Origin of the sequence: Dactylosporangium vinaceum, from assembly GCF_019904175.1 — a bacterium.
GTDB lineage: Bacteria > Actinomycetota > Actinomycetes > Mycobacteriales > Micromonosporaceae > Dactylosporangium > Dactylosporangium vinaceum.
Map to the genome: position 1 here is coordinate 176,512 of NZ_CP061913.1, position 24,335 is coordinate 200,846.

Below are 24,335 nucleotides of genomic sequence, written 5' to 3' on the forward strand. Positions count from 1 at the left end.
GTCGGACCCATCCGGAGCCGGGGGCGCTCCGAATGAGCGACATGAGACCGGAACAGGAGCGGCCCACGCAGCGGCTCGTCGCGGTGCCGTCACCCCAGGTGCTGCCGCCCGACGCCAACCAGCTGCTGGCCGCGGTGGCCCGGGGCGACGAGCGGGCTTTCGCCACGCTGTACGACCAGGTGTCGGCCCGGGTGTTCGGGCTGATCCGCCGCGTCCTGCGCGACCCCGCCCAGGCGGAGGAGGTCGCCCAGGAGGTGATGGTCGAGGTCTGGCGCACGGCCGGCCGCTTCGACCCGGCCCGCGGGTCGGCCACGTCCTGGGTCTTCACGATCGCCCATCGCCGGGCCGTCGACCGGGTCCGCTCCGAGCAGGCCGGCGTCGAGCGGGTCCGCCGGGCCGCCGCGGCCGGTGTCGAGACGCCGTACGACGACGTGGTCGAGGCCGCGACCGCCCACATCGAGCAGCAGCAGGTCCGCCGCTGCCTCGGCACCCTGACCGACCTCCAGCGCGAGGCGATCAAGCTGGCCTACTACGGCGGCCACAGCTACCGGGAGGTCGCCGACCTCCTGAGTACGCCGCTGCCCACGATCAAGACCCGCATGCGCGACGGGCTCATCCGCATGCGCGACTGCCTGGGGGTGAGCATCTGATGGCCGCGACAGTGGACATTCACGCCCTCGTCGGCGCCTATGCGCTCGACGCCGTCGACGACATCGAGCGGGCCGCGTTCGAGCGGCACCTGCGCGACTGCGAGTCGTGCACCACCGAGGTGGCCGAGCTGCGGGAGACCACGGCCTGGCTGGCCCAGCCGGTGGCCGAGGCGCCGCCGCCGCGGATGCGCGACGCGGTGCTGGCCCGGGTGCACAGCACCCCGCAGGAGCGCCCGAAGGCCGCGGCCGCCTCGGGCCGGTCGGGCCGGCGCAGCCTGGTGCGGACCTGGATCGTGGGTGTCGCCGCCTCCGTCGTCTTCGCCGGTGCGGCAAGCGCCGGGACCTACGCGATCACGCAGCAGCAGTACGCCGCCCAGAGCGCCAGCATCGACGCCGTCCTCGCGGCGGCCGACGCCCGACTGGTCAGCACGCAGGTGGAGGGCGGCGTGGTCACCATGGTCGTCTCACCGTCACACGACGCCGGGGTGGCGGTGCTCAACGGCTTGAAGAAGCCCGAGGGCTCGTACCAGCTCTGGATGATCTCCACGAGCTCCTCGGGGGACAAGAGCTACCGCCCGCTCGACGTGACCGACTCCGGAAGCGGCCGCTTCTATGTCAAGGGTCTGGCGCCAGAGTTCGGCGTGAGCAAGGAGCCGAGGGGCGGGTCCAAGACCGGCCACCCGGCGGAGGTCGTCGGGGGGCTAACGCTTCGCTAGTTCGGCCAGGTCGTCCGCGGTGGGCTGCCAGGCCGCCGCGGCGACGTTGGCCGCCACCTGCTCCGGCCTCGTGGCCCCGGCGATCACGCTGGCCACCGCGGGCTGCGCGGCCAGGCCGCCGATCGCGACGGTCAGCTGATCGAGGCCGCGCTCGGAGGAGTACTCCCGCAGCCTCTCGATGCGGTCCCAGGGTGCGTCGGCGAGCACGCGCTCCATGCCCTCCCGGGCCAGCCGGGTGCCCGCGGGCGGGGCGTCGCCGCGGCGGTACTTCCCGGTCAGCAGCCCCATCTCGAGGGGGAAGAACGGCAGCAGGCCCAGCCCGTAGTGCTCCAGGGCCGGCACAAGCTCGGCCTCCACCCCGCGGTTGAGCAGCGAGTAGCGGTTCTGGGCGCTCACGAACGGGGTCAGGTGCCGGGTCTGCGCCACCCAGGCGGCGTCCGCGGCCTGCCAGCCGCTGAAGTTCGAGTGCCCGATGTACCGCACCTTGCCCGACCGCACCAGATCGTCGAGAGCGGCCAGCGTCTCGTCGATCGGGGTGGCCGGGTCCGGCTCGTGCATCTGGTAGAGGTCGATGTAGTCGGTGCCGAGCCGGCGCAGCGAGGACTCGGCGGCCCGGACGATGTACCGCCGGCTGCCGCGCGCGCCCCAGTCGGCGCCGTGCAGCCCACGGGCGTTCATGCCGAACTTGGTGGCGACCACGACCTCGTCGCGGCGCGCGCCGAGGGCCGCGCCGAGCGCCTCCTCGGACGCGCCGGGGGTGGCACCGTAGATGTCGGCGGTGTCGAAAAGCGTGACACCGTTGTCGAAGGCGGCGTCGACGACCGCCTGGGTCGCGGCGGCGTCGATCCGGCCGAACTGGTTGCAGCCGATGCCGACCACGGAGACGGTGAGGCCCGAGCGCCCGAGGCGCCGGTAGCGCATATCAGTCACCTCAGTGATCCTAGGCACGGGCGCTCGACGGCCGCGCCGGCCTGGGTAGGCTCTTGGGTGTGACTGCTCCGGTGATCAGCGAGATTCTGCAGCGTGCGGCCGACGGCGGGCGAATCACGCCCGACGAGGCGCTGCTGCTTTACACGGAAGCGCCGTTCCACGCGCTTGGCGAGGCCGCCGACACCGTGCGCCGCCGCCGCTACCCGGACAACATCGTCACCTACATCATCGACCGCAACATCAACTACACGAACGTCTGCGTCACGGCCTGCAAGTTCTGCGCCTTCTACCGGGCGCCGAAGCACGCCGAGGGCTGGACGCACGGCACCGAGGAGATCCTGCGCCGCTGCGCGGAGGCGGTCGACCTCGGCGCCACGCAGGTGATGCTGCAGGGCGGCCACCACCCCGACTACGGCGTGGAGTACTACGAGGAGCTCTTCTCGGCCGTCCGCGACAACTACCCCGGGCTGGTCATCCACTCGATCGGCCCGTCCGAGGTCCTGCACATGGCCAAGGTCTCCGGCACCTCGATCGAGGAGGCGATCACCCGCATCAAGGCCGCCGGGCTGGCCTCGATCGCCGGCGCCGGCGCGGAGATGCTGCCCGACCGGCCGCGCAAGGCGATCGCCCCGCTCAAGGAGTCAGGCGCCCGCTGGCTGGAGGTCATGACCGTCGCGCACCGGCTGGGGATCTCCTCGACCGCGACCATGATGATGGGCACCGGCGAGACGAACGCGGAGCGCATCGAGCACCTGCGGCTCATCCGCGACGTCCAGGACAAGGCGGTCGCCAACGGCTACTCGGTCGAGGCCGACCTGGCCGGCACGGTGGGCGGGTTCCGCTCCTTCATCCCGTGGACCTACCAGCCGGAGAACAACCACCTCAAGGGGCGGACGCAGGCGACGAGCCTGGAGTACCTGCGCCTGGTCGCGGTGGCCCGCCTGTTCTTCGACAACATCCCGCACCTGCAGTCGTCCTGGCTGACGACGGGCAAGGACGTGGGCCAGGTCTCACTGCACCTGGGCGTCGACGACCTGGGTTCGATCATGCTCGAGGAAAACGTCATCTCTTCCGCGGGCGCCCGCCACCGCTCCCGCCTCACGGAGCTGATCGAGATCATCCGCGGCGCCGACCGCATCCCGGCGCAGCGCGACACCCAGTACCGCCACCTGAAGGTCCACTGGACCGAGGCCGACGACCCCACCGACGACCGCGTCCAGTCCCACTTCTCCTCGATCGCCATCCCCGGCGGCGGCACGGGCCGCAGCCTGCCCCTGACCCCGGCTCCGGTGAACTCGTGACCCGCGCGAACCTCGACAAGGAGCCGCACGAGGTCGCGGCGATGTTCGACGGCGTGGCCCGGCGCTACGACCTGACGAACACCGTCATCTCGGGCGGCCGTGACCGCGTGTGGCGCAAGGAGACCCGCCTCGCCCTCGACTCGAAGCCGGGCGAGGTCGTCCTCGACCTCGGCGCCGGCACCGGAGTGTCGACGCTGGAGCTGGCCCGCTCGGGGGCTTACGCGGTGGGCGCCGACATCTCGGTCGGCATGCTCCAGGCGGGCCGGGCCAAGCGCCCCGACGTCCCGCTGCTGGCCGCCGACGCCCTGCACCTGCCGTTCGCGGACGCCACGTTCGACGCGGTGACCATCTCCTTCGCCCTGCGCAACATCGCCGACACGACGGGCGCCCTGGCCGAGATGGCGCGCGTCACAAAGCCGGGCGGCCGCCTGGTCATCTGCGAGTTCTCCACCCCGACCTGGCGCCCCTTCCGCACCGTCTACCAGGGCTACCTGGTCGGCGCGATCCCCCCGATCGCCAAGCGCGTCTCCAGCAACCCCGACGCCTACGTCTACCTGGCCGAATCCATCCGCGCGTGGCCCAACCAGGAGGGCCTGGCCGCGAAGATCGCCGAGAACGGCTGGCGCAAGGTGGCCTGGCGCAACCTCACCGGCGGCGTCGTCGCCCTCCACCGCGGCTTCCGCATCTGACCCGACCCGCTGAGCCCGCCCGACGCACGCACCGGGCGGGCTTTTCGGCGTCCGGGGTCGGTGATCCGCCCAATTGTTACTGCCAATCACCGTGCGATCACTACCTGTTGGCATACAAGCTAGGGCAGTGGGTCATGAATCGCGCGTCGGGCGGAGCGGTCGAGGGTCAGCCCGGACGGGTGAAAAATTAGGGTCGCCTTACCGACAGCGGTGCACTTCACGGTTCTAGACTGCTCAACGGACGACTTTGTGAAGACTTTCACGAACGCAGAAACGACTGCGAAGTAACACGAACCGAGCGCGAAACTGAACGGGCAGGAGGTGTGACGGCTGTGACCGACACCGGGAAAGACGCGGATGTCATCGTCGTCGGCGCCGGGCCGGGCGGATCGTCCGCGGCGTTCCACCTTGCGCGGCACGGGCTGAAGGTTCTGCTGCTGGAGAAGACCGAGTTCCCGCGCGAGAAGGTGTGCGGCGACGGGCTCACGCCGCGCGCGCTGAAGCAGCTGATCAACATGGGCATCGACACCACCGAGGAGAAGGGCTGGCTGCGCAACCGCGGCCTGCGCGTCATCGGTGGGGGTGTGCGGCTGGAGCTGGACTGGCCGGAGCTCGCGAGCTTCCCGGACTACGGCCTGACCCGCACCCGCATGGACTTCGACCACATGCTGGCCACCGCCGCGACCGACGCCGGCGCCGAGCTGCGGGTCGGGACCAACGTCACCGGCCCCGTGCTCGACCGGACCGGGCGCGTGGTCGGCGTGAGCGCCATCGGGCCCGACCGGGAGCCGCGGGAGTACCGCGCACCTTTGGTCATCGCGGCCGACGGCGTGTCCGGGCGGCTCGCGCTCGCGCTGGGCATCGCCAAGCGCGACGACCGGCCGATGGGCGTGGCCGTCCGGCAGTACTTCCGCAGTGAGTCGCGCCACGACGACGACTACCTCGAGTCCTGGCTGGAACTGCGCAGCCGCGAGTCCGGCGACAAGCTGCTGCCGGGCTACGGCTGGATCTTCGGCCTCGGCGACGGCCGCGTGAACGTCGGGCTGGGCGTGCTCAACAGCAGCTCCGCCTTCGGCAAGACGAACTACCGGACGCTGCTGTCCGACTGGCTCGACAACACGCCGGCCGAGTGGGGCCTCAACGACCCCGCCAACGCCGACGGCAAGTCGCAGGGTGCCGCCCTTCCGATGGGGTTCAACCGGGTGCCGCACTACACCCGGGGCGTGCTCCTGGTGGGCGACACCGGCGGCATGGTCAACCCCTTCAACGGCGAGGGGATCGCCTACGCCATGGAGTCCGGCGAGCTGGCGGCGGAGATCGCCGTCCACGCGCTGGCCCGCCCCTCGGGCACCGCGCGAGAGCGCGTGCTCGCCAACTACCCGACCGAGCTCAAGGCCCGCTACGGCGGGTACTACCGGCTCGGGAACGTGTTCGTGAAGCTCATCGGCAACCCGCAGGTCATGCGGATCGCCACCAAGCACGGCATGCCCCACCCGACCCTCATGCGGTTCGTGCTGAAGCTCCTCGCCAACCTCACCGACCCGCGGGGCGGCGACGCGATGGACCGCGTGATCAACGCTATGACCCGGCTGGCCCCTGCAGCCTGAGCAAAACCTGTGCAAAACGCAACGAGGCAAGTCGCCCTACCCAGAGATCCACACCCCAAACATGCTGGCCAAGGCCATATTTGGGGTGCCCCGGACGAAGCCGTCCAGCCATCACCGAATAGTGTGAAACCGCATACAGCTTGAGTGGTCCCCAGGGCTACTGCCCCGCGGGCTCGCCGAAAGGACGGAGCAGCACGATGTCGCTCGCGCCGTACGTTCCAATTCTCGGGCTCTTCGCCCTCGCGTTCCTCTTCGCGTTCTTCTCGGTTGCCGTCGCGCCCTTCGTGGGCCCGCGCCGGTTCAACCGCGCGAAGCTCGACGCATACGAGTGCGGCATCGAGCCGACCCCGCAGCCCGTCGGCGGCGGCCGCTTCCCGGTCAAGTTCTACCTGACCGCGATGCTCTTCATCGTCTTCGACATCGAGATCATCTTCCTGTACCCGTGGGCCGTGAACTTCGACGCGCTCGGCCTCTTCGGGTTCGTGGAGATGGTCCTGTTCATCGTCACCGTGTTCGTCGCCTTCGCCTACGTGTGGCGCCGCGGCGGGCTGGATTGGGACTGAGCCAATGGACAGCGAGGAATAGACGCCATGGGCATCGAGGAAAAGGTTCCGACAGGCGTCCTGCTGACGACCGTCGAGAAGCTTGTCAACTGGTCTCGTAAGGCGAGCTTCTGGCCGGCCACCTTCGGCCTGGCCTGCTGCGCCATCGAGATGATGGCCACCGGCGCGGCGCGCTACGACCTGGCCCGCTTCGGCATGGAGGTCTTCCGGGCCAGCCCCCGCCAGGCCGATCTGATGATCGTGGCCGGCCGGGTGAGCCAGAAGATGGCCCCGGTGCTGCGCCAGATCTACGACCAGATGCCCGAGCCCAAGTGGGTGCTCTCCATGGGTGTCTGCGCGTCGAGCGGCGGCATGTTCAACAACTACGCGATCGTCCAGGGCGTGGACCACATCGTGCCCGTGGACATGTACCTGCCCGGCTGCCCGCCGCGGCCGGAGATGCTCATCGACGCCATCCTGCGCCTGCACGACAAGGTCATGGCCGAGCCGCTGGGCGACCGGCGCCGCCGCATGATCGAGGCCCGGGTCGAGCGCGAGGGCGCGCCGGTGGTGGCCCCGGGCGCGATGCCGTCGAGCTACCGCTTCGACAAGGCCAAGCGCGCCGAGTGGACAAAGGCCGTGGCCCAGGGCAACGAGGAGCAGCTGCGCATCCAGAAGTGGATGGAAGAGCGGGCCAGCCTCCTGGCCGACCCCAAGGGTGGTGGCAAGTGACTGAGGCGAATGTAGAGCCGGTCGGCGCCCAACTCGGCGCCACGGCGCAGACGCCGCCGTCGACGGCGGCCGGGCGCGGCATGTTCGGCGTCCAGGGCTCCGGCGACACGTCGGGCTTCGGTGGCCTGCGCCGCCGCCGCGCGGTCGAGCTGGACTCGCCGCGGCCCTACGGCGGCGACTTCGACGAGATCGTCGACGCGCTGGAGGAGGCCTACCCCGGCTTCCACGACGCGATCGAGCGGATCGTCGTCGACCGCGGCGAGCTGACGCTGCACATCGTGCCGGAGCGCATCGCCGAGGTCGCCCAGTCGCTGCGGGACGACCCCGCGCTGCGCTTCGAGCTGCTCTCCTCGGTCTCGGGCGTCGACTACCTGGGCCAGGACGGCCGCCGCCTGCACGCGGTCTACCACCTGACGTCGATGACGTTCCGCCGGCGGATCCGCCTCGAGGCGGCCGTCACCGCGGAGGACCCGCACCTGCCGAGCGTCACCCAGGTCTACCCGACCGCCGACTGGCAGGAGCGCGAGACCTACGACATGTTCGGCATCGTCTTCGACGGCCACCCGAACCTGACCCGAATCTTGATGCCGGACGACTGGGAGGGCTTCCCGCAGCGGAAGGACTACCCGCTCGGCGGCGTGCCGGTCGAGTACAAGGGTGCGGAGATCCCGCCGCCGGACCAGCGGAGGAGTTACCTGTGAGCACCGACTACGCCGCCGCCCGCGAGACCACCGAGGGCAAGGTCTTCACCGTCACCGGCGGGGACTGGGACTCGGTCGTCAACGAGGCCGGATCCGAAGAGCGCATCGTCGTCAACATGGGCCCCCAGCACCCGTCCACGCACGGCGTGCTGCGGCTGGTGCTGGAGCTCGAGGGCGAGACCGTCACGGAGGCGCGCACCGTCATCGGGTACCTCCACACGGGCATCGAAAAGAACCTGGAGTTCCGCAACTGGACCCAGGGCACCACCTTCGTGACCCGTATGGACTACCTCGCGCCGATGTTCAACGAGGCGGGTTACTGCTTCGCGGTCGAGAAGCTCCTCGGCATCGAGGACCAGATCACCCAGCGGGCGCAGACGATCCGCATCCTGATGATGGAGCTCAACCGGATCTCCTCCCACCTGGTCTGGCTCGCCACGACCGGCATGGAGCTCGGCGCCCTGTCGATGATGATCTACGGCTTCCGCGAGCGTGAGTACATCCTCGACATCTTCGAGCTGGTCTCCGGCCTGCGGATGAACCACGCGTACATCCGCCCCGGCGGCCTGGCCCAGGACCTGAACGACGAGGCCGCGGCGAAGATCCGCGAGATGCTCGGCTGGATGCCGGACCGCATCGACATGTACGAGGACCTGCTCTCCGGCAACACGATCTGGCGCGAGCGCACCCAGGGCGTCGCCGTGCTCGACGTGACCGGCTGCGTGGCGCTCGGCATCACCGGCCCGGTGCTCCGCTCGGCCGGCCTCGGCTGGGACATCCGCAAGCAGCAGCCCTACGGCGGCTACGAGACCTACGACTTCGAGGTCCCGACCGAGTCGACGGCCGACGCCTGGGGCCGCTACAAGGTGCGGCTCAACGAGATGCGCCAGTCGCTGCGGATCGTGCAGCAGGCGATGGACCGGCTGGAGCCGGGCCCGATCATGATCGCCGACAAGAAGATCTCGTGGCCCTCCCAGCTGGCGATCGGCGGCGACGGCCTGGGCAACTCTCTCGAGCACGTCGCGAAGATCATGGGCCAGTCGATGGAGGCCCTGATCCACCACTTCAAGCTGGTGACCGAGGGCTTCCGGGTGCCGCCCGGCCAGGTGTACGTGCCGATCGAGGCGCCTCGCGGCGAGCTCGGCGTGCACGCGGTGTCCGACGGTGGCACGCGCCCGTTCCGGGTGCACTACCGCGAGCCCAGCTTCGTCAACCTGCAGGCGATCCCGGCGATGGCGGAGGGCGGCCTGCTGGCCGACGTCATCGTGGGCGGCGCCTCGCTCGACCCCGTCATGGGTGGGTGTGATCGTTAATGGTGTTCAGTGAGCTCACGCGCGAGCGCGCGCGTCAGATCATCGCGCGCTACCCCGAGGGCCGCTCGCGCTCGGCGCTGCTGCCCCTGCTGCACCTCGTGCAGTCGGAGGAGGGCTACGTCTCCCCGGACGGCGTCGCGTTCTGCGCCGAGGTCCTCGGGATCACGAAGGCCCAGGTCGGCGCGGTTGCGACGTTCTACACCATGTACAAGCGCAAGCCGACCGGCGACTGGCTGGTGAGCGTCTGCACCAACACGATGTGCGGCGTGCTCGGCGGCGACCAGGCATATCAGGCTTTGAGCGACTACCTGGGTGTCGGGCACGACGAGACCACCGCCGACGGCAAGATCACGCTGGAGCACGCCGAGTGCCTCGCGGCCTGTGACTACGCGCCGGTGATGACCGTCAACTACGAGTTCTTCGACCAGGTGAACGACGACACCGCGCTGAAGCTGGTCAAGCAGCTGCAGGCCGGCGAGCGCCCGCAGCCCTCCCGCGGGACCCGGCTCTGCACGCTCAAGGAGATGGCGGTGCAGCTGGCGGGCTTCGCCGACGACCGCGGCGACGACGTCATCGCCGACGGTCCGGCCGGGGCGCCGACGCTGGCGGGCAACCGCCTCGCCGAGCGCTTCGGCATCTCGGTGCCGGGCTTCGACCCGGAGACGCCGATCGCCTCGAAAGAAGATGCTGCAAAGCAGAACGATGCGGCCAAGAAGAGCGACGCGCCGCCCGCGTCCGCGCCGAAGCCGGCGTCGGACGGGAAGCCGGCCGGCGACGGGCCGATGCCGCAGAAGGAGGCCAAAGCCTGATGGCCATCAACACTGCCGACTACCAGCCCTCGCGGGAGTCGCTCGCGGCTCTCACGCCGGTGCTCACCAAGCGCTGGCTGTCGCCGGACGCCTGGAAGATCGACGTCTACGAGCGGCTCGACGGCTACACCGGGCTGCGCAAGGCGCTCAAGTCCCACCCGGACGACCTGATCCAGCTGGTCAAGGACTCGGGCCTGCGCGGCCGGGGCGGCGCCGGCTTCCCGACCGGCATGAAGTGGGGCTTCATCCCGCAGAACGACGGCAAGCCGCACTACCTCGTGGTCAACGCCGACGAGGGCGAGCCGGGCACCTGCAAGGACCTGCCGCTGATGATGGCCGACCCGCACGCGCTGGTCGAGGGCGTCATCATCGCCTCCTACGCGATCCGGGCCAACTTCGCCGCCATCTACATCCGCGGCGAGGCGGTCCACGCGGCCCGGCGGCTGCGCGCAGCGGTCGAGCAGGCCTACGCCAAGGGCTACCTCGGCGCGAACATCCTCGGCAGCGGCTTCTCGCTCGATGTGGTCGTGCACAGCGGTGCCGGGGCCTACATCTGCGGTGAGGAGACGGCGCTGCTGGACTCCCTGGAGGGGTACCGCGGCCAGCCCCGGCTGCGTCCGCCCTTCCCGGCGACCCACGGCCTGTACGCCTCCCCGACCGTCGTGAACAACGTCGAGACGATCGCCAGCGTGCCGTACATCGTGCTCGGCGGCGCGGCGTGGTTCCGCAGCATGGGCACCGAGAAGTCGCCCGGCCCGAAGATCTACTCGATCTCGGGGCGGGTCAACCACCCGGGCCAGTTCGAGTGCGGCCTCGGCGTCACGCTGCGCCAGCTCATCGACCTCGCCGGCGGCATGCAGCCCGGGCACTCGCTGAAGTTCTGGACGCCGGGCGGCTCCTCGACGCCGATGCTCACCGACGAGCACCTCGACACGCCGATGGACTTCGAGGGCATGATGAGCGTCGGCACGATGCTCGGCACCACCGCGGTCCAGGTGTTCTCGGACCAGGACGACATCGTCTACGCGACGTACCGCTGGATCGCCTTCTACCACCACGAGTCCTGCGGCAAGTGCACGCCCTGCCGCGAGGGCAACTACTGGATGGTCCGCATCCTGCACCGCATCCTGGCCGGCCAGGGCACCCACCAGGACCTCGACACCCTGCTGGACGCCTGCGACAACCTGCTGGGCCGCTCGTTCTGCGCGCTCGGCGACGGCGCGACGAGCCCGGTGACGTCCTCGATCAAGTACTTCAAGCAGGACTACCTGGACTACATCGAGGGCCGCAAGGCGCCGATGTTCCATGGCGAGCTGGTAGGAGCTCACTGATATGACGGACGTCGTTCCAAAGGTTGAAACAGTCAAGCTGACGATCGACGGCATCGAGGTCGAGGCGCCGAAGGGCGCGCTCGTCATCCGGGCCGCCGAGCAGATCGGCATCTCGATCCCGCGCTTCTGCGACCACCCGCTGCTCGCCCCGGCCGGCGCCTGCCGCCAGTGCCTGGTCGACATCGAGGGCCAGCGCAAGCCGGTCGCCTCGTGCACCCAGCCGGTGGCCGAGGGCATGGTCGTGAAGACCCAGATGACCTCCGAGGTGGCCAAGAAGGCCCAGGAGGGAATCATGGAGTTCCTCCTGATCAACCACCCGCTCGACTGCCCGGTCTGCGACAAGGGCGGCGAGTGCCCGCTGCAGAACCAGGCGATGAGCAACGGCCAGTCCGAGACCCGGTTCGTCGAGCACAAGCGGGAGTACCCCAAGCCCCTGCCGATCAGCACCCAGGTGCTGCTCGACCGGGAGCGGTGCGTGCTCTGCCAGCGCTGCACCCGGTTCTCCGACGAGATCGCCGGTGACAAGTTCATCGACCTGATGGAGCGCTCGTCCAACGAGCAGATCGGCGTCTTCCGCGGCAACCCGGAGTCGCCCGAGGACGACGCGCCGTTCAACAGCTACTTCTCCGGCAACACGATCCAGATCTGCCCGGTCGGCGCGCTCACCAGCTCGCAGTACCGATTCCGGGCCCGCCCCTTCGACCTGGTGTCGACGCCCAACGCGTGCGAGCACTGCGCGGCGGGCTGCGACCAGCGGGCCGACCACCGCCGCGGCAAGGTCATGCGGCGCCTGGCCGGCGACGACCCGGCGGTCAACGAGGAGTGGAACTGCGACAAGGGCCGGTTCGCGTTCCAGTACGTCACCGCGACCGACCGCCTCACCACCCCGATGGTCCGCGACAGCAAGACCGGTGAGCTGCGCACGGCCAGCTGGCCCGAGGCGCTCAGCGTCGCCGCCGCCGGTCTGGCCGCGGCGAAGGACAACGGCGGGGTCGGCGTGCTGGCCGGCGGCCGGCTGACGGTCGAGGACGCCTACGCCTACGCCAAGTTCGCCCGCGTCGCCCTCGGCACCAACGACCTGGACTTCCGGGCCCGGCCGCTGTCGGCGGAGGAGACCGAGTTCCTCGGCTCCCACGTCGTCGGCCGGGCCGACGTCACCTACGCCGACATCGAGCGGGCCCCCGCTGTCGCCTTCGTCGGGCTGGAGCCCGAGGAGGAGTGCCCGATCATCTTCCTGCGGGCGCGCAAGACCTACCTCAAGCGCGGCCTGGCCAGCTACGCGGTCGCGCCGTTCGTCAGCCGCGGCTACGCGAAGCTGGGCTCGACGGTCATCCTCACGGCCCCCGGCGCCGAGGCGGAGGTGCTCGACCAGTCCGAGCAGCTGCGCACCGCGCTGTCGGCCGAGGGCGCGATCCTGTTCGTCGGCGAGCGCCTGGCGAGTGTCCCCGGCGGCCTGTCCGCCGCGGCCCGCCTGGCCGAGTCCACCGGCGCCCGCCTCGCCTGGGTCCCGCGCCGCGCGGGCGACCGGGGCGCGGTCGAGGCCGGCGTGCTGCCGACCCTGCTGCCCGGCGGCCGTCAGGTGTTCGACCCGGCGGCCCGGGCCGAGGTGGCCACCGCATGGGGCCTCGACTCCGGTGTGCTGCCGAGTGCCTCCGGCCGCGACACCGACGGCATCATCGCCGCCGCCCGCGAAGGCCGGCTCGGTGCGCTGCTCGTCGGTGGCGTCGACCCGTCCGACCTGGCCGACCCGATCGCCGCCGAGGAGGCCCTGGACCGGGTCGGCTTCGTGGTGAGCCTCGAGCTGCGGATGAGCGCGGTGGCCAAGCGGGCCGACGTCGTCCTCCCGATCGCCCCGGCGGCCGAGAAGTCCGGCTCCTACGTCAACTGGGAGGGCCGGGTCCGCCCGTTCGGCACCGTCCTCAAGACGCAGGCCATGAGCGACGCCCGCGTGCTCGACACGCTGGGCCGCGAGTTCGGCGTGCAGCTCGGCGTCGGCGACGTCGAGTCGGTCCGCGCCCAGCTGGCCGCCCTGGCTCAGCTGCCGCTGCCGGGCACTGTCTCCGTCGGCACCGTCGGCGGGGTTGCCGGGGACGGCAACCCGAGCCTGGTCCGCGGCACCGCCCCGGACGTGGCGGCGGGCGCGCCGGCCAAGCCGAGCAGTGGCCAGGCGATCCTCGCCTCCTGGCACCACCTGATCGACAGCGGCTCGTTGCAGGACGGGGACGGCCACCTGGCCGGCACCGCCCGCCCCGCCGTGGTCCGGATCTCCAAGAGCACCGCGGCCGACCTGGCCGTGGTCGACGGGGACGCGGTGACGGTCGGCACCGACCGGGGTGCGATCACCCTGCCGGCGCTCGTCACCGACATGGTCGACGGGGTCGTGTGGATCCCGACGAACTCACCGGGCTCGACCCTGCGCCGCACGCTCGGCGTGACGGAAGGCGCGCTCGTCGAGATCAGCACTGGGGGTAGCGCAAAGTGACACTCGCTGCAGGCAACCTCGACGAGTTCGGCAAAGACACCTGGTGGCTGGTGCTCGCGAAGGTCATCGTGATCTTCGCGTTCCTGGTCGTCATGACGCTCTTCGCCATCTGGTACGAGCGCCGCGTCGTCGCCCGCATGCAGGTGCGGCCGGGCCCGAACCGCAACGGCCCGTTCGGCCTGCTCCAGTCGCTCGCCGACGGTCTGAAGCTGGCGTTCAAGGAAGACATCATGCCGCGCCTGGCGGACAAGGTGGTCTTCTTCTTCGCGCCGGTGATCTCGACCGTCTGCGCGTTCACCGCGTTCTCGGTAATCCCGTTCGGCCCGGTGGTCTCGGTCTTCGGTGAGAAGACGCCGCTGCAGCTGACCGACATTCCGGTGGCTGTACTGCTGGTCCTCGCCTGCTCCTCGATGGGGATCTACGGCATCGTGCTCGGCGGGTGGGCCTCCGGCTCCACGTACCCGCTGCTCGGCGGCCTGCGCTCGAGTGCCCAGATGATCTCGTACGAGGTCGCGATGGGCCTGTCGATCGTCTCGGTCTTCCTGGTCTCGGGCTCGATGTCGACCTCGGAGATCGTCGCGGCCCAGGCCGGCAACGGCACCGCCGACGTTTTCGGCATGACCTGGCACCTGCCGGCCTGGTACGCCATCCTGCTCATCCCGAGCTTCCTGATCTACTTCACCGCCGCGGTCGGCGAGACCAACCGGGCGCCGTTCGACCTCCCCGAGGCCGAGTCGGAGCTGGTGGGCGGCTTCCACACCGAGTACTCGTCGCTGAAGTTCGCGCTGTTCTTCCTGGCCGAGTACATCAACATGGTCACCGTCTCCGGGCTGTGCACGACGCTGTTCCTCGGCGGCTGGCGCGCACCGTGGCCGATCTCGATCTGGGACGGCGCAAACCACGGCTGGTGGCCGGTGCTGTGGTTCACCATCAAGGTGCTGCTGCTGCTGTTCGTCTTCGTGTGGCTGCGCGGCACGCTGCCCCGGCTGCGCTACGACCAGTTCATGCGGTTCGGCTGGAAGGTGCTCATCCCGGCCAACCTGGTCTGGATCCTGGCCCTGTCCGGCATCCGCGTGCTGCAGAACGGCGGCCTGAGCACCGGCGCCCGCACGGGCGTGATCATCGGCCTCGTGGCCCTGGTGGTGCTGGTCCTGGCCCTGGTGGCGCTGCAGCGCTCCCGCCGGGGCAGCGGGGTCGAGCTGCCGAAGGCCCACCCGGGCGGCCGCGTCGGCGGAGCCCAGGGCTTCCCGCTGCCGCCGCTGAACCTCGAGGTGCCGCCCAGCCCGCGGGCCAAGCGCGTGATCGTCGAGCGGGAAACCGTCCCGACCGGCAAGGAGAGCTGATCATGAGTGAGCGAAGCGATCGAATCATGTTGCAGCCTGGGGCTCGGGCCGGCGCGGAGCGAAGCGGAGTGGCGGCATGAGTATCGGTGGAACCCTCAAGGGCTTCGGGGTCACCTTCTCGCACATGTTCAAGAAGGTCGTCACCGAGGAGTACCCGGAGCAGCGCAAGCCGCCGGCGCCGCGGTACCACGGCCGGCACATCCTGAACCGCTGGCCGGACGGTCTCGAGAAGTGCATCGGCTGTGAGCTGTGCGCGTGGGCGTGCCCGGCGGACGCGATCTTCGTCGAGGGCGCGGACAACACCGAGGACGAGCGCTTCTCGCCCGGTGAGCGCTACGCCCAGACGTACCAGATCAACTACGCCCGCTGCATCTTCTGCGGGCTCTGCATCGAGGCCTGCCCGACCCGTTCGCTGACCATGAGCAACGAGTACGAGCTGGCCCGCGACAACCGCCGCGACCTGATCTTCACCAAGGAGCAGCTGCTCGCGCCGCTGCTGCCGGGGATGGAGCGCCCGCCGCACGACATGCGCCTGGGCGACACCGACAAGGACTACTACGTCGGCGCGCTGGAGAACCCGGGCACCTCCGCCGGTGCCGAGCAGTACAAGGGGGTTCACTCGTGACCGCTGATTTGGCACTGCACACGCTGGCCGCGGCCGGGGACGTGAAGGGCGGCGAGGCCGTCACCTTCTGGATCCTCGGGCCCATCGCGGTGCTCGGCGCGTTCGGCATGGTGCTGGCCCGCAACGCCGTGCACTCGGCGCTGTCGCTCGTCATCACGATGCTCTGCCTGGGTGTCTTCTACATCCTGCAGTCCGGCCCGTTCATCGGCATGGTGCAGATCATCGTCTACACCGGCGCCATCATGATGCTGTTCCTGTTCGTGCTGATGCTCGTCGGCCGCGACTCCTCGGACTCGCTCATCGAGACACTGCGCGGGCAGCGGATGGCGGCCAGCATCCTGGGTCTCGGCCTGGCGCTGCTGCTCGGCATCGGGCTGTACCGCGCGCTCGGCGACCCGAACCCGCAGGGCCTGACCGAGGCCAACTCGGCCGGCAACGTGATCGGGATCTCCCGGCTGCTCTTCACCAAGTACGTCTGGGTCTTCGAAGTCACGTCCGCGCTGCTGATCACCGCCGCGGTGGGCGCCATGATCCTGGCGCACATCGAGAAGCGCAAGGAAGACAAGATCAGCCAGCCGGAGCGCATGGCGGCCCGCTTCCGCCCGGGCAACTACCCGGCGCCGAAGCCCGGCCCCGGCGTCTTCGCCAGCTCCGACTCGGTGGCGACCCCGGCGCGGCTGCCCGACGGCACGCCTTCGGAACGCAGCATCTCCAAGATCCTCCCGACCCGGGAGTTGACGTCCGCCGACGTCGCACCTAAGGGGACCGAGAAGTGACTCCGACGTACTACATCGTCCTCGCGACGATCCTGTTCACGATCGGCGCGGTGGGCGTGCTCATCCGCCGGAACGCGATCGTGCTGTTCATGTGCATCGAGTTGATGCTGAACGCGGCAAACCTCGCGCTTGTCACGTTCAGCCGGATCAACGGCACGCTCGACGGGCAGATCATGGCGTTCTTCGTCATGGTCGTGGCGGCGGCCGAGGTCGTCGTCGGCTTGGCGATCATCATGTCGATCTTCCGGACTCGACGCTCGGCAAGCGTCGACGACGCGAACCTGCTGAAGTACTAAGGAGCGGGTGGTGGAACAAATCGCCTACTCGGCGGCGTCCGGGTGGCTGGGCTCGTTCTGGCTGCTTCCGACGATTCCGCTGGCCAGCGCGGCAGTGCTGCTGCTGCTCGGCAAGCGGGCCGACCGCTGGGGCCACTGGCTCGGCGTGTTGAGCGTCGCGGCCTCGTTCGTGCTCGGCCTGACGTACTTCTTCACCCTGCGCGGGCTGGAGAACCGATCCGGCGTCGAGATCAAGCTGTGGGACTACATCGGCGTCGGGAGCTTCCACGTCGACATGGGTCTGCTGTTCGATCCGCTGTCGGCGATGTTCGTCCTGCTCATCACCGGCGTCGGCTCCCTGATCCACCTCTACGCGGTGGGGTACATGGAGCACGACCCGGGGCGCCGGAAGTTCTTCGGCTACTTCAACCTCTTCATCGCGGCGATGCTGCTGCTGGTCCTCGGCAACAACTACGTGATGCTGTACTTCGGCTGGGAGGGCGTGGGTCTCGCCTCCTATCTGCTGATCTCCTTCTGGTACCTGCGCCCGAGCGCGGCGACCGCCGGTAAGAAGGCGTTCCTGATGAACCGCGTCGGTGACGCGGGCTTCGCGATCGCGATCTTCCTGATGTTCGCCTACTTCGGCACCGTGGACTACGACAAGGTCTTCAACAGCGCCGGCAGCCTGGGCCACAACGCGATCCTGTGGATCTGCCTGCTGCTCCTGCTCGGCGCGGCCGGCAAGTCCGGCCAGTTCCCGCTGCAGGCCTGGCTCCCCGACGCGATGGAGGGCCCGACCCCGGTCTCGGCCCTGATCCACGCGGCCACGATGGTGACCGCGGGCGTCTACCTGATCGCCCGCTCGCACCCGCTGTTCAACGCCTCGCCCGACGCCCAGACCGTGGTCGTCGCGGTCGGCGCGCTGACGCTGCTGATCGGCTGCATCATCGGCTGCGCCAAGGACGACATCAAGCGGGTCCTGGCCTGGTCGACCGTCTCGCAGATCGGCTACATGTTCCTGGGTGTCGGCCTGGGCGGGGCGGCCTACGGGCTGGCCCTGATCCACCTGCTCGCCCACGGCTTCTTCAAGGCCGGCATGTTCCTCGGGGCCGGGTCGGTCATGCACGGGATGCACGACCAGACGGACATCCGGCGCTTCGGCAACCTGCGCAAGTACATGCCGATCACCTGGATCACGTTCGGCCTCGGCTGGCTGGCGATCATCGGCTTCCCCGGCCTGTCCGGCTTCTTCTCCAAGGAGCCGATCATCGTCGCGGCCTTCGAGCGCGAAGGCTGGACGGCCTGGCTCTTCGGCGGGGCGGCGCTGCTGGGCGCGGGCCTGACCGCCTTCTACATGACCCGGCTGTTCTGGCTGACCTTCCACGGCCCGGAGCGCTGGACCGAGGACATCAAGAAGCCGCACGAGTCGCCGGCGGTCATGACGATCCCGCTGATCCTGCTGGCGGTCGGCTCGGTCTTCGCCGGTTGGCTGCTGTCGACATCGGTCCCCGACTGGCTCAACCCGACGTTCGGGACCGAGCAGGCCGAGGCCGAGCCGGTGCTCTCGCACAGCGTGATCACGATCCTGTCGCTCGTCTTCACCTTCGTCGGTGCGGGCCTGGCGATCGCGCTGTTCAACCGGGGCACGGCCCTGGCGGAGCAGCCGGCCAACCCGCTTGTCACCGCCGCCCGCCGCAACCTCTACACCGACTCGTTCAACGAGATCGTGTTCGAGGCGCCCGGTCGCTACCTGACCCGCGCCCTGGTCTACCTCGACAACCGTGGCATCGACGGGCTGGTCAACGGCCTCGCCGCGGGCGTCGGCGGTGGATCGGGCCGATTGCGCCGGGCCCAGACCGGGTTCGTGCGCTCCTACGCCCTTTCCATCCTCGGAGGTGCGGTGCTCGTGGTGGCCGCCACGCTTGCGGTGAGGTTCGGATGAGCCACTTTCCCTACCTGACCGTCCTCACGGCCGCGCCGCTCGTCGGCGCGGTGGGGGTCGCGCTGCTGCCCAAGGACAAGCCGGACCTGGCCAAGCGCGTTGCGCTCGCCTGGTCGGTCGTGGTCTTCGCGCTCGGCGTCGGCATGTGGACGAAGTTCGACAGCGGCCCCAACGCCGAGCGGTTCCAGATGAAGGACTCCTGGACCTGGATCCCGCAGTGGGGAGCCAAGTTCACCTTCGCCGTGGACGGCATCGCGCTCGTCATGATCGCGCTGATCGTCCTGATGGTGCCGCTCGTCATCCTGGCCTCCTGGCACGACGCGGAGAGCAGCAAGCGGTCGGTGCCGGCGTACTTCGCGCTGCTGCTCTCGCTCGAATGCACGATGATCGGCGTCTTCGCCGCCCAGGACGTGTTCCTGTTCTACGTGTTCTTCGAGGTCATGCTCGTGCCGATGTACTTCCTCATCGGCTCCTACGGCGGGCAGCACAAGCAGTACGCGGCGGTGAAGTTCTTCCTCTACTCGCTGCTCGGCGGTCTGTTCATGCTGGCCGCGCTTGTCGGCCTGTGGGTGCTGGGCGGCCAGACGTTCGACTGGCAGACGCTCGTCAACGCCGACTTCTCCACCAACACCGAGCGGTGGCTGTTCCTCGGGTTCTTCGTCGCCTTCGCTATCAAGGCGCCGTTCTTCCCGTTCCACACCTGGCTGCCGGACGCCGGTGGCGCCGCCCCCGCGGGATCGGCCGCCCTGCTTGTCGGCGTCCTGGACAAGGTCGGAACCTTCGGGATTCTGCGGTACTGCCTTCCGCTCTTCCCGAACGCGTCGAAGGACTTCGCCTGGCTCGGGCTCACGCTCGCGCTCGTCGGGATCATCTACGGCGCTCTGGTGGCGATCGGGCAGAAGGACCTGAAGCGCCTGGTCTCGTACACCTCGATCGCGCACTTCGGCTTCATCGGCATCGGCATCTTCGCCTTCACGACGCAGGCGGGCACCGGTGCGGTCCTCTACATGGTCAACCACGGCCTCGCGACCGGCCTGCTGTTCCTGGTCGTCGGCATGCTGGTGGCCCGCCGGGGCAGCGCCCTGGTGACCGACTTCGGCGGTGCCGGCAAGCTCATGCCGGTGCTGGCCGGAGTGTTCTTCATCGCCGGTCTCGCCTCGCTGGCGCTGCCCGGCACCTCGCCCTTCGTCTCCGAGTTCCTGGTGCTCATCGGCACGTTCACGGTGAACAAGCCGGTCGCGATCATCGCCACGGCCGGCATCATCCTGGCCGCCGGTTACGTGCTCTGGATGATCCAGCGCACCACCCAGGGCACTCCGAACCCGAAGCTGGCCGAGATCAAGGCCATGGGGAAGGACCTGTCCGTCCGTGAGGCCGTCGTCGTCGCGCCGCTTGTCGCGTTGATCCTGCTGCTGGGCTTCTACCCCAAGCCGGTGATCGACGTCATCAACCCGGCGGTGAAGGCGACGATGCAGGACGTCGGCAAGACCGACCCGAAAGCCACCGTGGGTACCGTGGAGGCCGGCAAGTGAACGACAAACTCCAACTGCCGCATCTGGATTACGCGGCGCTCTCGCCGATGCTGATCCTCTTCGGTGTCGCCTGCGTCGGGGTGCTCGTCGAGGGCTTCGTGCCCCGGCGCATCCGGCACGTGGTGCAGGTCACCCTGTCGCTGGCCGGCCTCGTCGCCGCGCTGGTGATGGTGATCCGCCAGGGCAAGACCGAGGTCATCACCGCCTCCACCGCGGTGGCCATGGACCGGCCGGGCCTGTTCCTCTCCGGCGCGATCATCGTGCTGGGCATCGTCGCGGTCCTGCTGATCGGCGAGCGGTCGCTGGAGTCGGGCGGCGCGTTCGTCGCCCAGGCCGCGGTCACCGCCAACACCGACCGTGACCGCGATCAGTCCGTGCGGATGAGCGGGGCGACCGAGGTCTTCCCGCTCACCATGTTCGCGCTGGGCGGCATGATCCTGTTCACCACCGCGAACGACCTGCTGACGATGTTCGTCGCGCTCGAGGTCTTCTCGCTGCCGCTATACCTGCTCTGCGCGCTGGCCCGTCGCCGGCGTCTGCTGTCGCAGGAGGCCGCGATGAAGTACTTCCTGCTCGGCTCGTTCGCCTCGGCGTTCTTCCTGTTCGGCATCGCCCTCGTCTACGGCTACGCGGGTCAGATCGACTTCAAGGCGATCGACGGTGCCATCCAGGCCGGCGGCAGGGACAACATCCTGCTGTACATCGGGCTGGCCATGCTCGCGATCGGCCTGCTGTTCAAGGCGGCCGCGGTGCCGTTCCACGTGTGGACGCCCGACGTCTACCAGGGCGCTCCGACGCCGATCACCGCGCTCATGGCGGCCTGCACCAAGGTCGCCGCGTTCGGCGGGCTGCTGCGCCTGGTCTACGTGGGCTTCCACCGCACCGAGTGGACGATCCAGCCGGTCCTGGGCACGATCGCCGTGCTGACCATGATCCTGGGCGCGGTCCTGGCCGTGACCCAGACCGACATCAAGCGCCTGCTCGCCTACTCGTCGATCGCCAACGCGGGCTACGTCCTCATCGGCGTGATCTCGCTCAACGACAAGGGCCTGTCGAGCTCGCTGTTCTACCTGGTGGCGTACGGCTTCACCGTGCTCGCCGCGTTCGGCGTGGTCACCCTGGTGCGCGACGCCGACGGCGAGGCCACGCACCTGTCGCGCTGGGCCGGGCTGGGGCGGCGCTCGCCGCTGTACGCCTCGCTGTTCACCTTCATCCTGCTGGCCTTCGCCGGCCTGCCGCTGACCAGCGGTTTCACCGCCAAGGTCGGTATCTTCGCGGCCGGCGTCGACGGTGACCAGACCTGGCTGGTGATCGCGGGTGTGGTGAGTTCCGCCATCCTCGCCTTCCCCTACCTGCGTGTGGTCGTCATGATGTGGCTGTCCGAGCCGGGCGAGACCACGCCGGCCGTGTCCATCCCGGGCGCCATGACGGCGGCCGCGCTGGTCATCGGGACCGTCGCCACGCTCGTCCTGGGTGTGGCGCCGGGGGCACTGCTCGAGGTCACCCAAAGCGCCGGAAAATTCCTCGGCTAGCTGGCCGGTCCATGAGCAACACCGACGGTGACGTCCCCCGTGGCCTGCCACGTGGGGACGTCCCTGTATCGGGAGTCGGGAGTTCGTATGGCATCGTTGGAGCTGTGGTGAGTACGGGAACCGTGCAGTCGAGTGCCGCGGTCGGCTTGACCCTTGCCGATCCGGAGCTGGAGCGCAACGTATCGGCGATCCTGAGGGACGTCGAGGCGGTGCTGATCGACACCGTGCACAGCGCCAACCCGCTGGTCACCGAGGCGTCCCGGCACCTGCTGGCGGCCGGCGGCAAGCGGGTGCGCCCGCTGCTCGTCGGTCTGGCCGCCCAGTTCGGCGATCCGACGTCCCGCGACGTCGTCACGGCGGGCGCGGTGGTCGAGCTGACCCACCTGGCCACGCTGTATCACGACGACGTGATGGACGAGGCCCCGGTCCGCCGGGGTGCGCCGAGCGCCAACTCGCGCTGGGGCAACGCGCTGGCCATCCTGGTCGGCGACTACCTCTTCTCGCGCGCCGCCGACCTGGCCGCCGAGCTGGGCGTCGACGCCGTGAAGATCCAGGCGAGCACGTTCTCGCGCCTGGTCCACGGTCAGATCGACGAGACCGCCGGCCCGCTCGACGGCGAGGACGCGATCCGCCACTATCTTCGGGTCCTCGAGCACAAGACGGGCTCCCTGATCTCGACGAGCGCCCGGTTCGGCGCGATGTTCGGCGGCTGCCCGCCGGAGCAGGTCGAGGCGCTGGCCCGGTTCGCCGAGACCTTCGGCATCGCCTTCCAGCTCTCCGACGACCTCCTCGACATCGCCAGCGACGCCGCCGAGTCGGGCAAGACCCCGGGCACCGACCTGCGCGAGGGCGTCCGCACGCTGCCCGTCCTCTACGCCCTGGCGTCCGCTGACGACGACGCGTCATCGGTGCGCCTGCGGACGATCCTCGCGGCCGGCCCGGTGACCGACGACGCGCTGCACGCCGAGGCGCTGGGCCTGCTGCGCGACTCCGCCGCGCTGAAGCAGGCGCGGGAGACGGTCCGGGGTTACTCGGACGCGGCCCGCGAGGCGCTGTCCGTGCTGCCGGACGTGCCCGCCCGGGCCGCCCTGGAGTCCCTCTGCGACGTCATCGCGGACCGGACCAACTAGATCAGGGCCGAGAGGCTTACGGAGCACTGTAGGCCGCGCTGACGCGTTCGCCCCGCTCTTCGTTTTTTGGCTCGCGTTCGCCTTGAGACCGATGCCGGTCAATGTGATTTTCACCGGCGTCGGTCTTTTTACTTTGCGCGTGTACTGCGAAAACGCCCGTCACGGCAGCAAGTTGCACGTTGCTCAATGCCACCTGGCGCGGTACCCCTGCCGACGACAAGTCGCAGCGGCTCGATGACACGGTGGAGTGACGCATGCGCAGTAGTGCTCCAAATACTCATCAGCACCGCCCTTACTTACTCAGGCTCGTTATGGCCCTATCAAGGTGTTACTCATGTCAACCGGCGTGTCGCAGGGTGAGTAACACGATCGCCATGTCCAAAATGGTCCGTTCATCGCTATGTGTAGCCCTACAATTTCCCCTGACCTCGCGCCATAAATGATCAGATTGTTCCCTCGACCCTCTCCGATTTCATATGGTGTGACTCCAGTTACTGCTGCGGCTGGGGAGGGCGGCGGTGCGGGATCCACAAGCCGAACCCTCGGATCTCATCCGAAGCGTTTCGAGGGCCCTACGAGTCTTGGAGGCGGTAGGTCAGTCGCCCCGTGGTCTGACCGTGAAGCAGATCGCGCGTCGATGTGACTTCACCGTCGCCACCACGTATCACCTGGTCCGGACCCTTGCCTATGAGGGCTACGTGATCCGCCGGGAGAACGGCACATATGTGGTCGGGCTGGAGATCGCCGACCGCTACCGCGAGCTGGTGCTGGCCTTCCGGGGCCCGGGCGCCGTCATCGACCGGCTGCGCCGCGCGGCCGCCGAGACCGGGTACTCGCACTACCTGGGCCGCTTCGTCGGCGGCCGGGTCGCCGTGACGGCCATGGCCGAGGGTCCGCGGACCCCGCCCATGGACGACCTGGTGCCCGGCTACGACGACGCCGCGCACGCGACAGCGCTGGGCAAGGCGCTCCTGGCGACCATGAGCGCGGACCAGCGGTGGCGGTTCCTGAAGGAGTACGGCATGAAGGCGTACACCTCGGCCACCCTCACCTCGCCCGAGGCCCTGGACTCCGACCTTTCCGCCGGCGATCGCCGCGGCATGCAGATCGAGATCGGCCAGTTCCGCCAGGGCCTCGCCTGCGCCGCCGTCATGGTCGTCAACGACCGCGACCAGGACCGCCGCGTCGTGCTGGCCTGTGCGCTGCCACCGGCCGAGCTGATGTCCTCGGCGAAGGTGGTCCGCACCCGCCTCCTGGCCACCGCGCACCACCTGGCGACGGTGCTGGCCGAGTAACGGTTGGGTCTCGCCCTCGCGCTCACCGTCCATTTTGATCCGATAAGTCGGGCACTGCGTGCCGCGACTTATCGGATTTTTC

22 protein-coding genes are annotated in these 24,335 nt (G+C 69.4%); 21 read left to right on the top strand and 1 reads right to left on the bottom strand.

The features are described from left to right. The first annotated feature begins 41 nt into the window (after nt 1–41). Both Dvina_RS00865 and Dvina_RS00870 read left to right on the top strand, forming a co-directional pair. Complete coding sequence (locus tag Dvina_RS00865) at nt 42–650, top strand: sigma-70 family RNA polymerase sigma factor (RefSeq protein WP_343217128.1); 609 nt, start codon at nt 42–44, stop codon at nt 648–650. Further along, on the top strand, nt 650–1,366 hold the full coding sequence (locus Dvina_RS00870; protein ID WP_223100471.1) for an anti-sigma factor: 717 nt from the start codon (nt 650–652) through the stop codon (nt 1,364–1,366). Before Dvina_RS00865 ends, Dvina_RS00870 begins: the two co-directional genes overlap by 1 nt. Here Dvina_RS00870 and Dvina_RS00875 read toward each other — a convergent pair. Continuing rightward, nucleotides 1,352–2,287, bottom strand: coding sequence for an aldo/keto reductase (locus Dvina_RS00875; RefSeq protein ID WP_223105241.1), 936 nt, complete (start codon nt 2,285–2,287; stop codon nt 1,352–1,354). The genes Dvina_RS00870 and Dvina_RS00875 overlap by 15 nt on opposite strands. 68 nt (nt 2,288–2,355) lie before the next feature. Here Dvina_RS00875 and mqnC point away from each other — a divergent pair, with 68 nt between their 5' ends. The 19 genes from mqnC (at nt 2,356) to Dvina_RS00970 (ending at nt 24,253) form a co-directional block, all read left to right on the top strand. Next, nucleotides 2,356–3,597 carry a cyclic dehypoxanthinyl futalosine synthase gene (gene mqnC / locus Dvina_RS00880; RefSeq protein WP_223100472.1) on the top strand — a complete coding sequence of 414 codons (1,242 nt, stop codon included), beginning with the start codon at nt 2,356–2,358 and terminating at the stop codon, nt 3,595–3,597. A gap of 41 nt (nt 3,598–3,638) precedes the next feature. Next, nucleotides 3,639–4,286, top strand: coding sequence for a demethylmenaquinone methyltransferase (locus tag Dvina_RS00885; protein WP_246656471.1), 648 nt, complete (start codon nt 3,639–3,641; stop codon nt 4,284–4,286). A 332-nt stretch (nt 4,287–4,618) separates the two neighbouring features. Next, nucleotides 4,619–5,893 carry a geranylgeranyl reductase family protein gene (locus tag Dvina_RS00890; protein ID WP_223100474.1) on the top strand — a complete coding sequence of 425 codons (1,275 nt, stop codon included), beginning with the start codon at nt 4,619–4,621 and terminating at the stop codon, nt 5,891–5,893. 197 nt (nt 5,894–6,090) lie between these two features. Then, complete coding sequence (locus Dvina_RS00895) at nt 6,091–6,456, top strand: NADH-quinone oxidoreductase subunit A (protein WP_223100475.1); 366 nt, start codon at nt 6,091–6,093, stop codon at nt 6,454–6,456. A 27-nt stretch (nt 6,457–6,483) separates the two neighbouring features. After that, on the top strand, nt 6,484–7,167 hold the full coding sequence (locus tag Dvina_RS00900; protein ID WP_223100476.1) for a NuoB/complex I 20 kDa subunit family protein: 684 nt from the start codon (nt 6,484–6,486) through the stop codon (nt 7,165–7,167). Further along, nucleotides 7,164–7,868, top strand: a complete 705-nt coding sequence (locus Dvina_RS00905; protein ID WP_223100477.1) for an NADH-quinone oxidoreductase subunit C — start codon at nt 7,164–7,166, stop codon at nt 7,866–7,868. Before Dvina_RS00900 ends, Dvina_RS00905 begins: the two co-directional genes overlap by 4 nt. Further along, nucleotides 7,865–9,181 carry an NADH-quinone oxidoreductase subunit D gene (locus tag Dvina_RS00910; RefSeq protein ID WP_223100478.1) on the top strand — a complete coding sequence of 439 codons (1,317 nt, stop codon included), beginning with the start codon at nt 7,865–7,867 and terminating at the stop codon, nt 9,179–9,181. Before Dvina_RS00905 ends, Dvina_RS00910 begins: the two co-directional genes overlap by 4 nt. Continuing rightward, the gene (gene nuoE / locus Dvina_RS00915) at nt 9,181–9,990 is read left to right on the top strand and encodes an NADH-quinone oxidoreductase subunit NuoE (protein ID WP_223100479.1); all 810 of its coding nucleotides are present in this window, start codon (nt 9,181–9,183) and stop codon (nt 9,988–9,990) included. The genes Dvina_RS00910 and nuoE overlap by 1 nt, the downstream gene beginning before the upstream one ends. After that, a complete protein-coding gene (nuoF, locus tag Dvina_RS00920) occupies nt 9,990–11,321 on the top strand; it encodes an NADH-quinone oxidoreductase subunit NuoF (RefSeq protein ID WP_223100480.1) in 1,332 nt (443 codons plus the stop codon). Before nuoE ends, nuoF begins: the two co-directional genes overlap by 1 nt. Nucleotide 11,322: 1 nt before the next feature. Then, nucleotides 11,323–13,803, top strand: coding sequence for an NADH-quinone oxidoreductase subunit G (locus Dvina_RS00925; protein WP_223100481.1), 2,481 nt, complete (start codon nt 11,323–11,325; stop codon nt 13,801–13,803). After that, nucleotides 13,800–15,146, top strand: coding sequence for an NADH-quinone oxidoreductase subunit NuoH (nuoH, locus tag Dvina_RS00930; protein WP_223100482.1), 1,347 nt, complete (start codon nt 13,800–13,802; stop codon nt 15,144–15,146). Before Dvina_RS00925 ends, nuoH begins: the two co-directional genes overlap by 4 nt. 76 nt (nt 15,147–15,222) lie before the next feature. Next, nucleotides 15,223–15,771: an NADH-quinone oxidoreductase subunit NuoI gene (nuoI, locus tag Dvina_RS00935; RefSeq protein ID WP_223100483.1), complete on the top strand. Its 549-nt coding sequence runs from the start codon at nt 15,223–15,225 to the stop codon at nt 15,769–15,771. Between the two features lie 8 nt (nt 15,772–15,779). Further along, the gene (locus Dvina_RS00940; protein ID WP_223105242.1) at nt 15,780–16,547 is read left to right on the top strand and encodes an NADH-quinone oxidoreductase subunit J; all 768 of its coding nucleotides are present in this window, start codon (nt 15,780–15,782) and stop codon (nt 16,545–16,547) included. Beyond that, the gene (gene nuoK / locus Dvina_RS00945; protein WP_223100484.1) at nt 16,544–16,843 is read left to right on the top strand and encodes an NADH-quinone oxidoreductase subunit NuoK; all 300 of its coding nucleotides are present in this window, start codon (nt 16,544–16,546) and stop codon (nt 16,841–16,843) included. Before Dvina_RS00940 ends, nuoK begins: the two co-directional genes overlap by 4 nt. Before the next feature lie 10 nt (nt 16,844–16,853). Then, entirely contained in the window at nt 16,854–18,764 is a 1,911-nt protein-coding gene (gene nuoL, locus Dvina_RS00950; RefSeq protein ID WP_380030830.1) for an NADH-quinone oxidoreductase subunit L, read from the top strand. Further along, the gene (locus Dvina_RS00955) at nt 18,761–20,296 is read left to right on the top strand and encodes an NADH-quinone oxidoreductase subunit M (protein ID WP_223100486.1); all 1,536 of its coding nucleotides are present in this window, start codon (nt 18,761–18,763) and stop codon (nt 20,294–20,296) included. Before nuoL ends, Dvina_RS00955 begins: the two co-directional genes overlap by 4 nt. A gap of 47 nt (nt 20,297–20,343) precedes the next feature. Further along, complete coding sequence (nuoN, locus tag Dvina_RS00960; RefSeq protein WP_246656473.1) at nt 20,344–21,828, top strand: NADH-quinone oxidoreductase subunit NuoN; 1,485 nt, start codon at nt 20,344–20,346, stop codon at nt 21,826–21,828. 11 nt (nt 21,829–21,839) lie between these two features. Then, the gene (locus tag Dvina_RS00965; protein WP_223100488.1) at nt 21,840–22,958 is read left to right on the top strand and encodes a polyprenyl synthetase family protein; all 1,119 of its coding nucleotides are present in this window, start codon (nt 21,840–21,842) and stop codon (nt 22,956–22,958) included. Between the two features lie 518 nt (nt 22,959–23,476). Further along, nucleotides 23,477–24,253, top strand: coding sequence for an IclR family transcriptional regulator (locus tag Dvina_RS00970; RefSeq protein WP_223100489.1), 777 nt, complete (start codon nt 23,477–23,479; stop codon nt 24,251–24,253). The last annotated feature ends 82 nt before the right edge of the window (nt 24,254–24,335 follow it).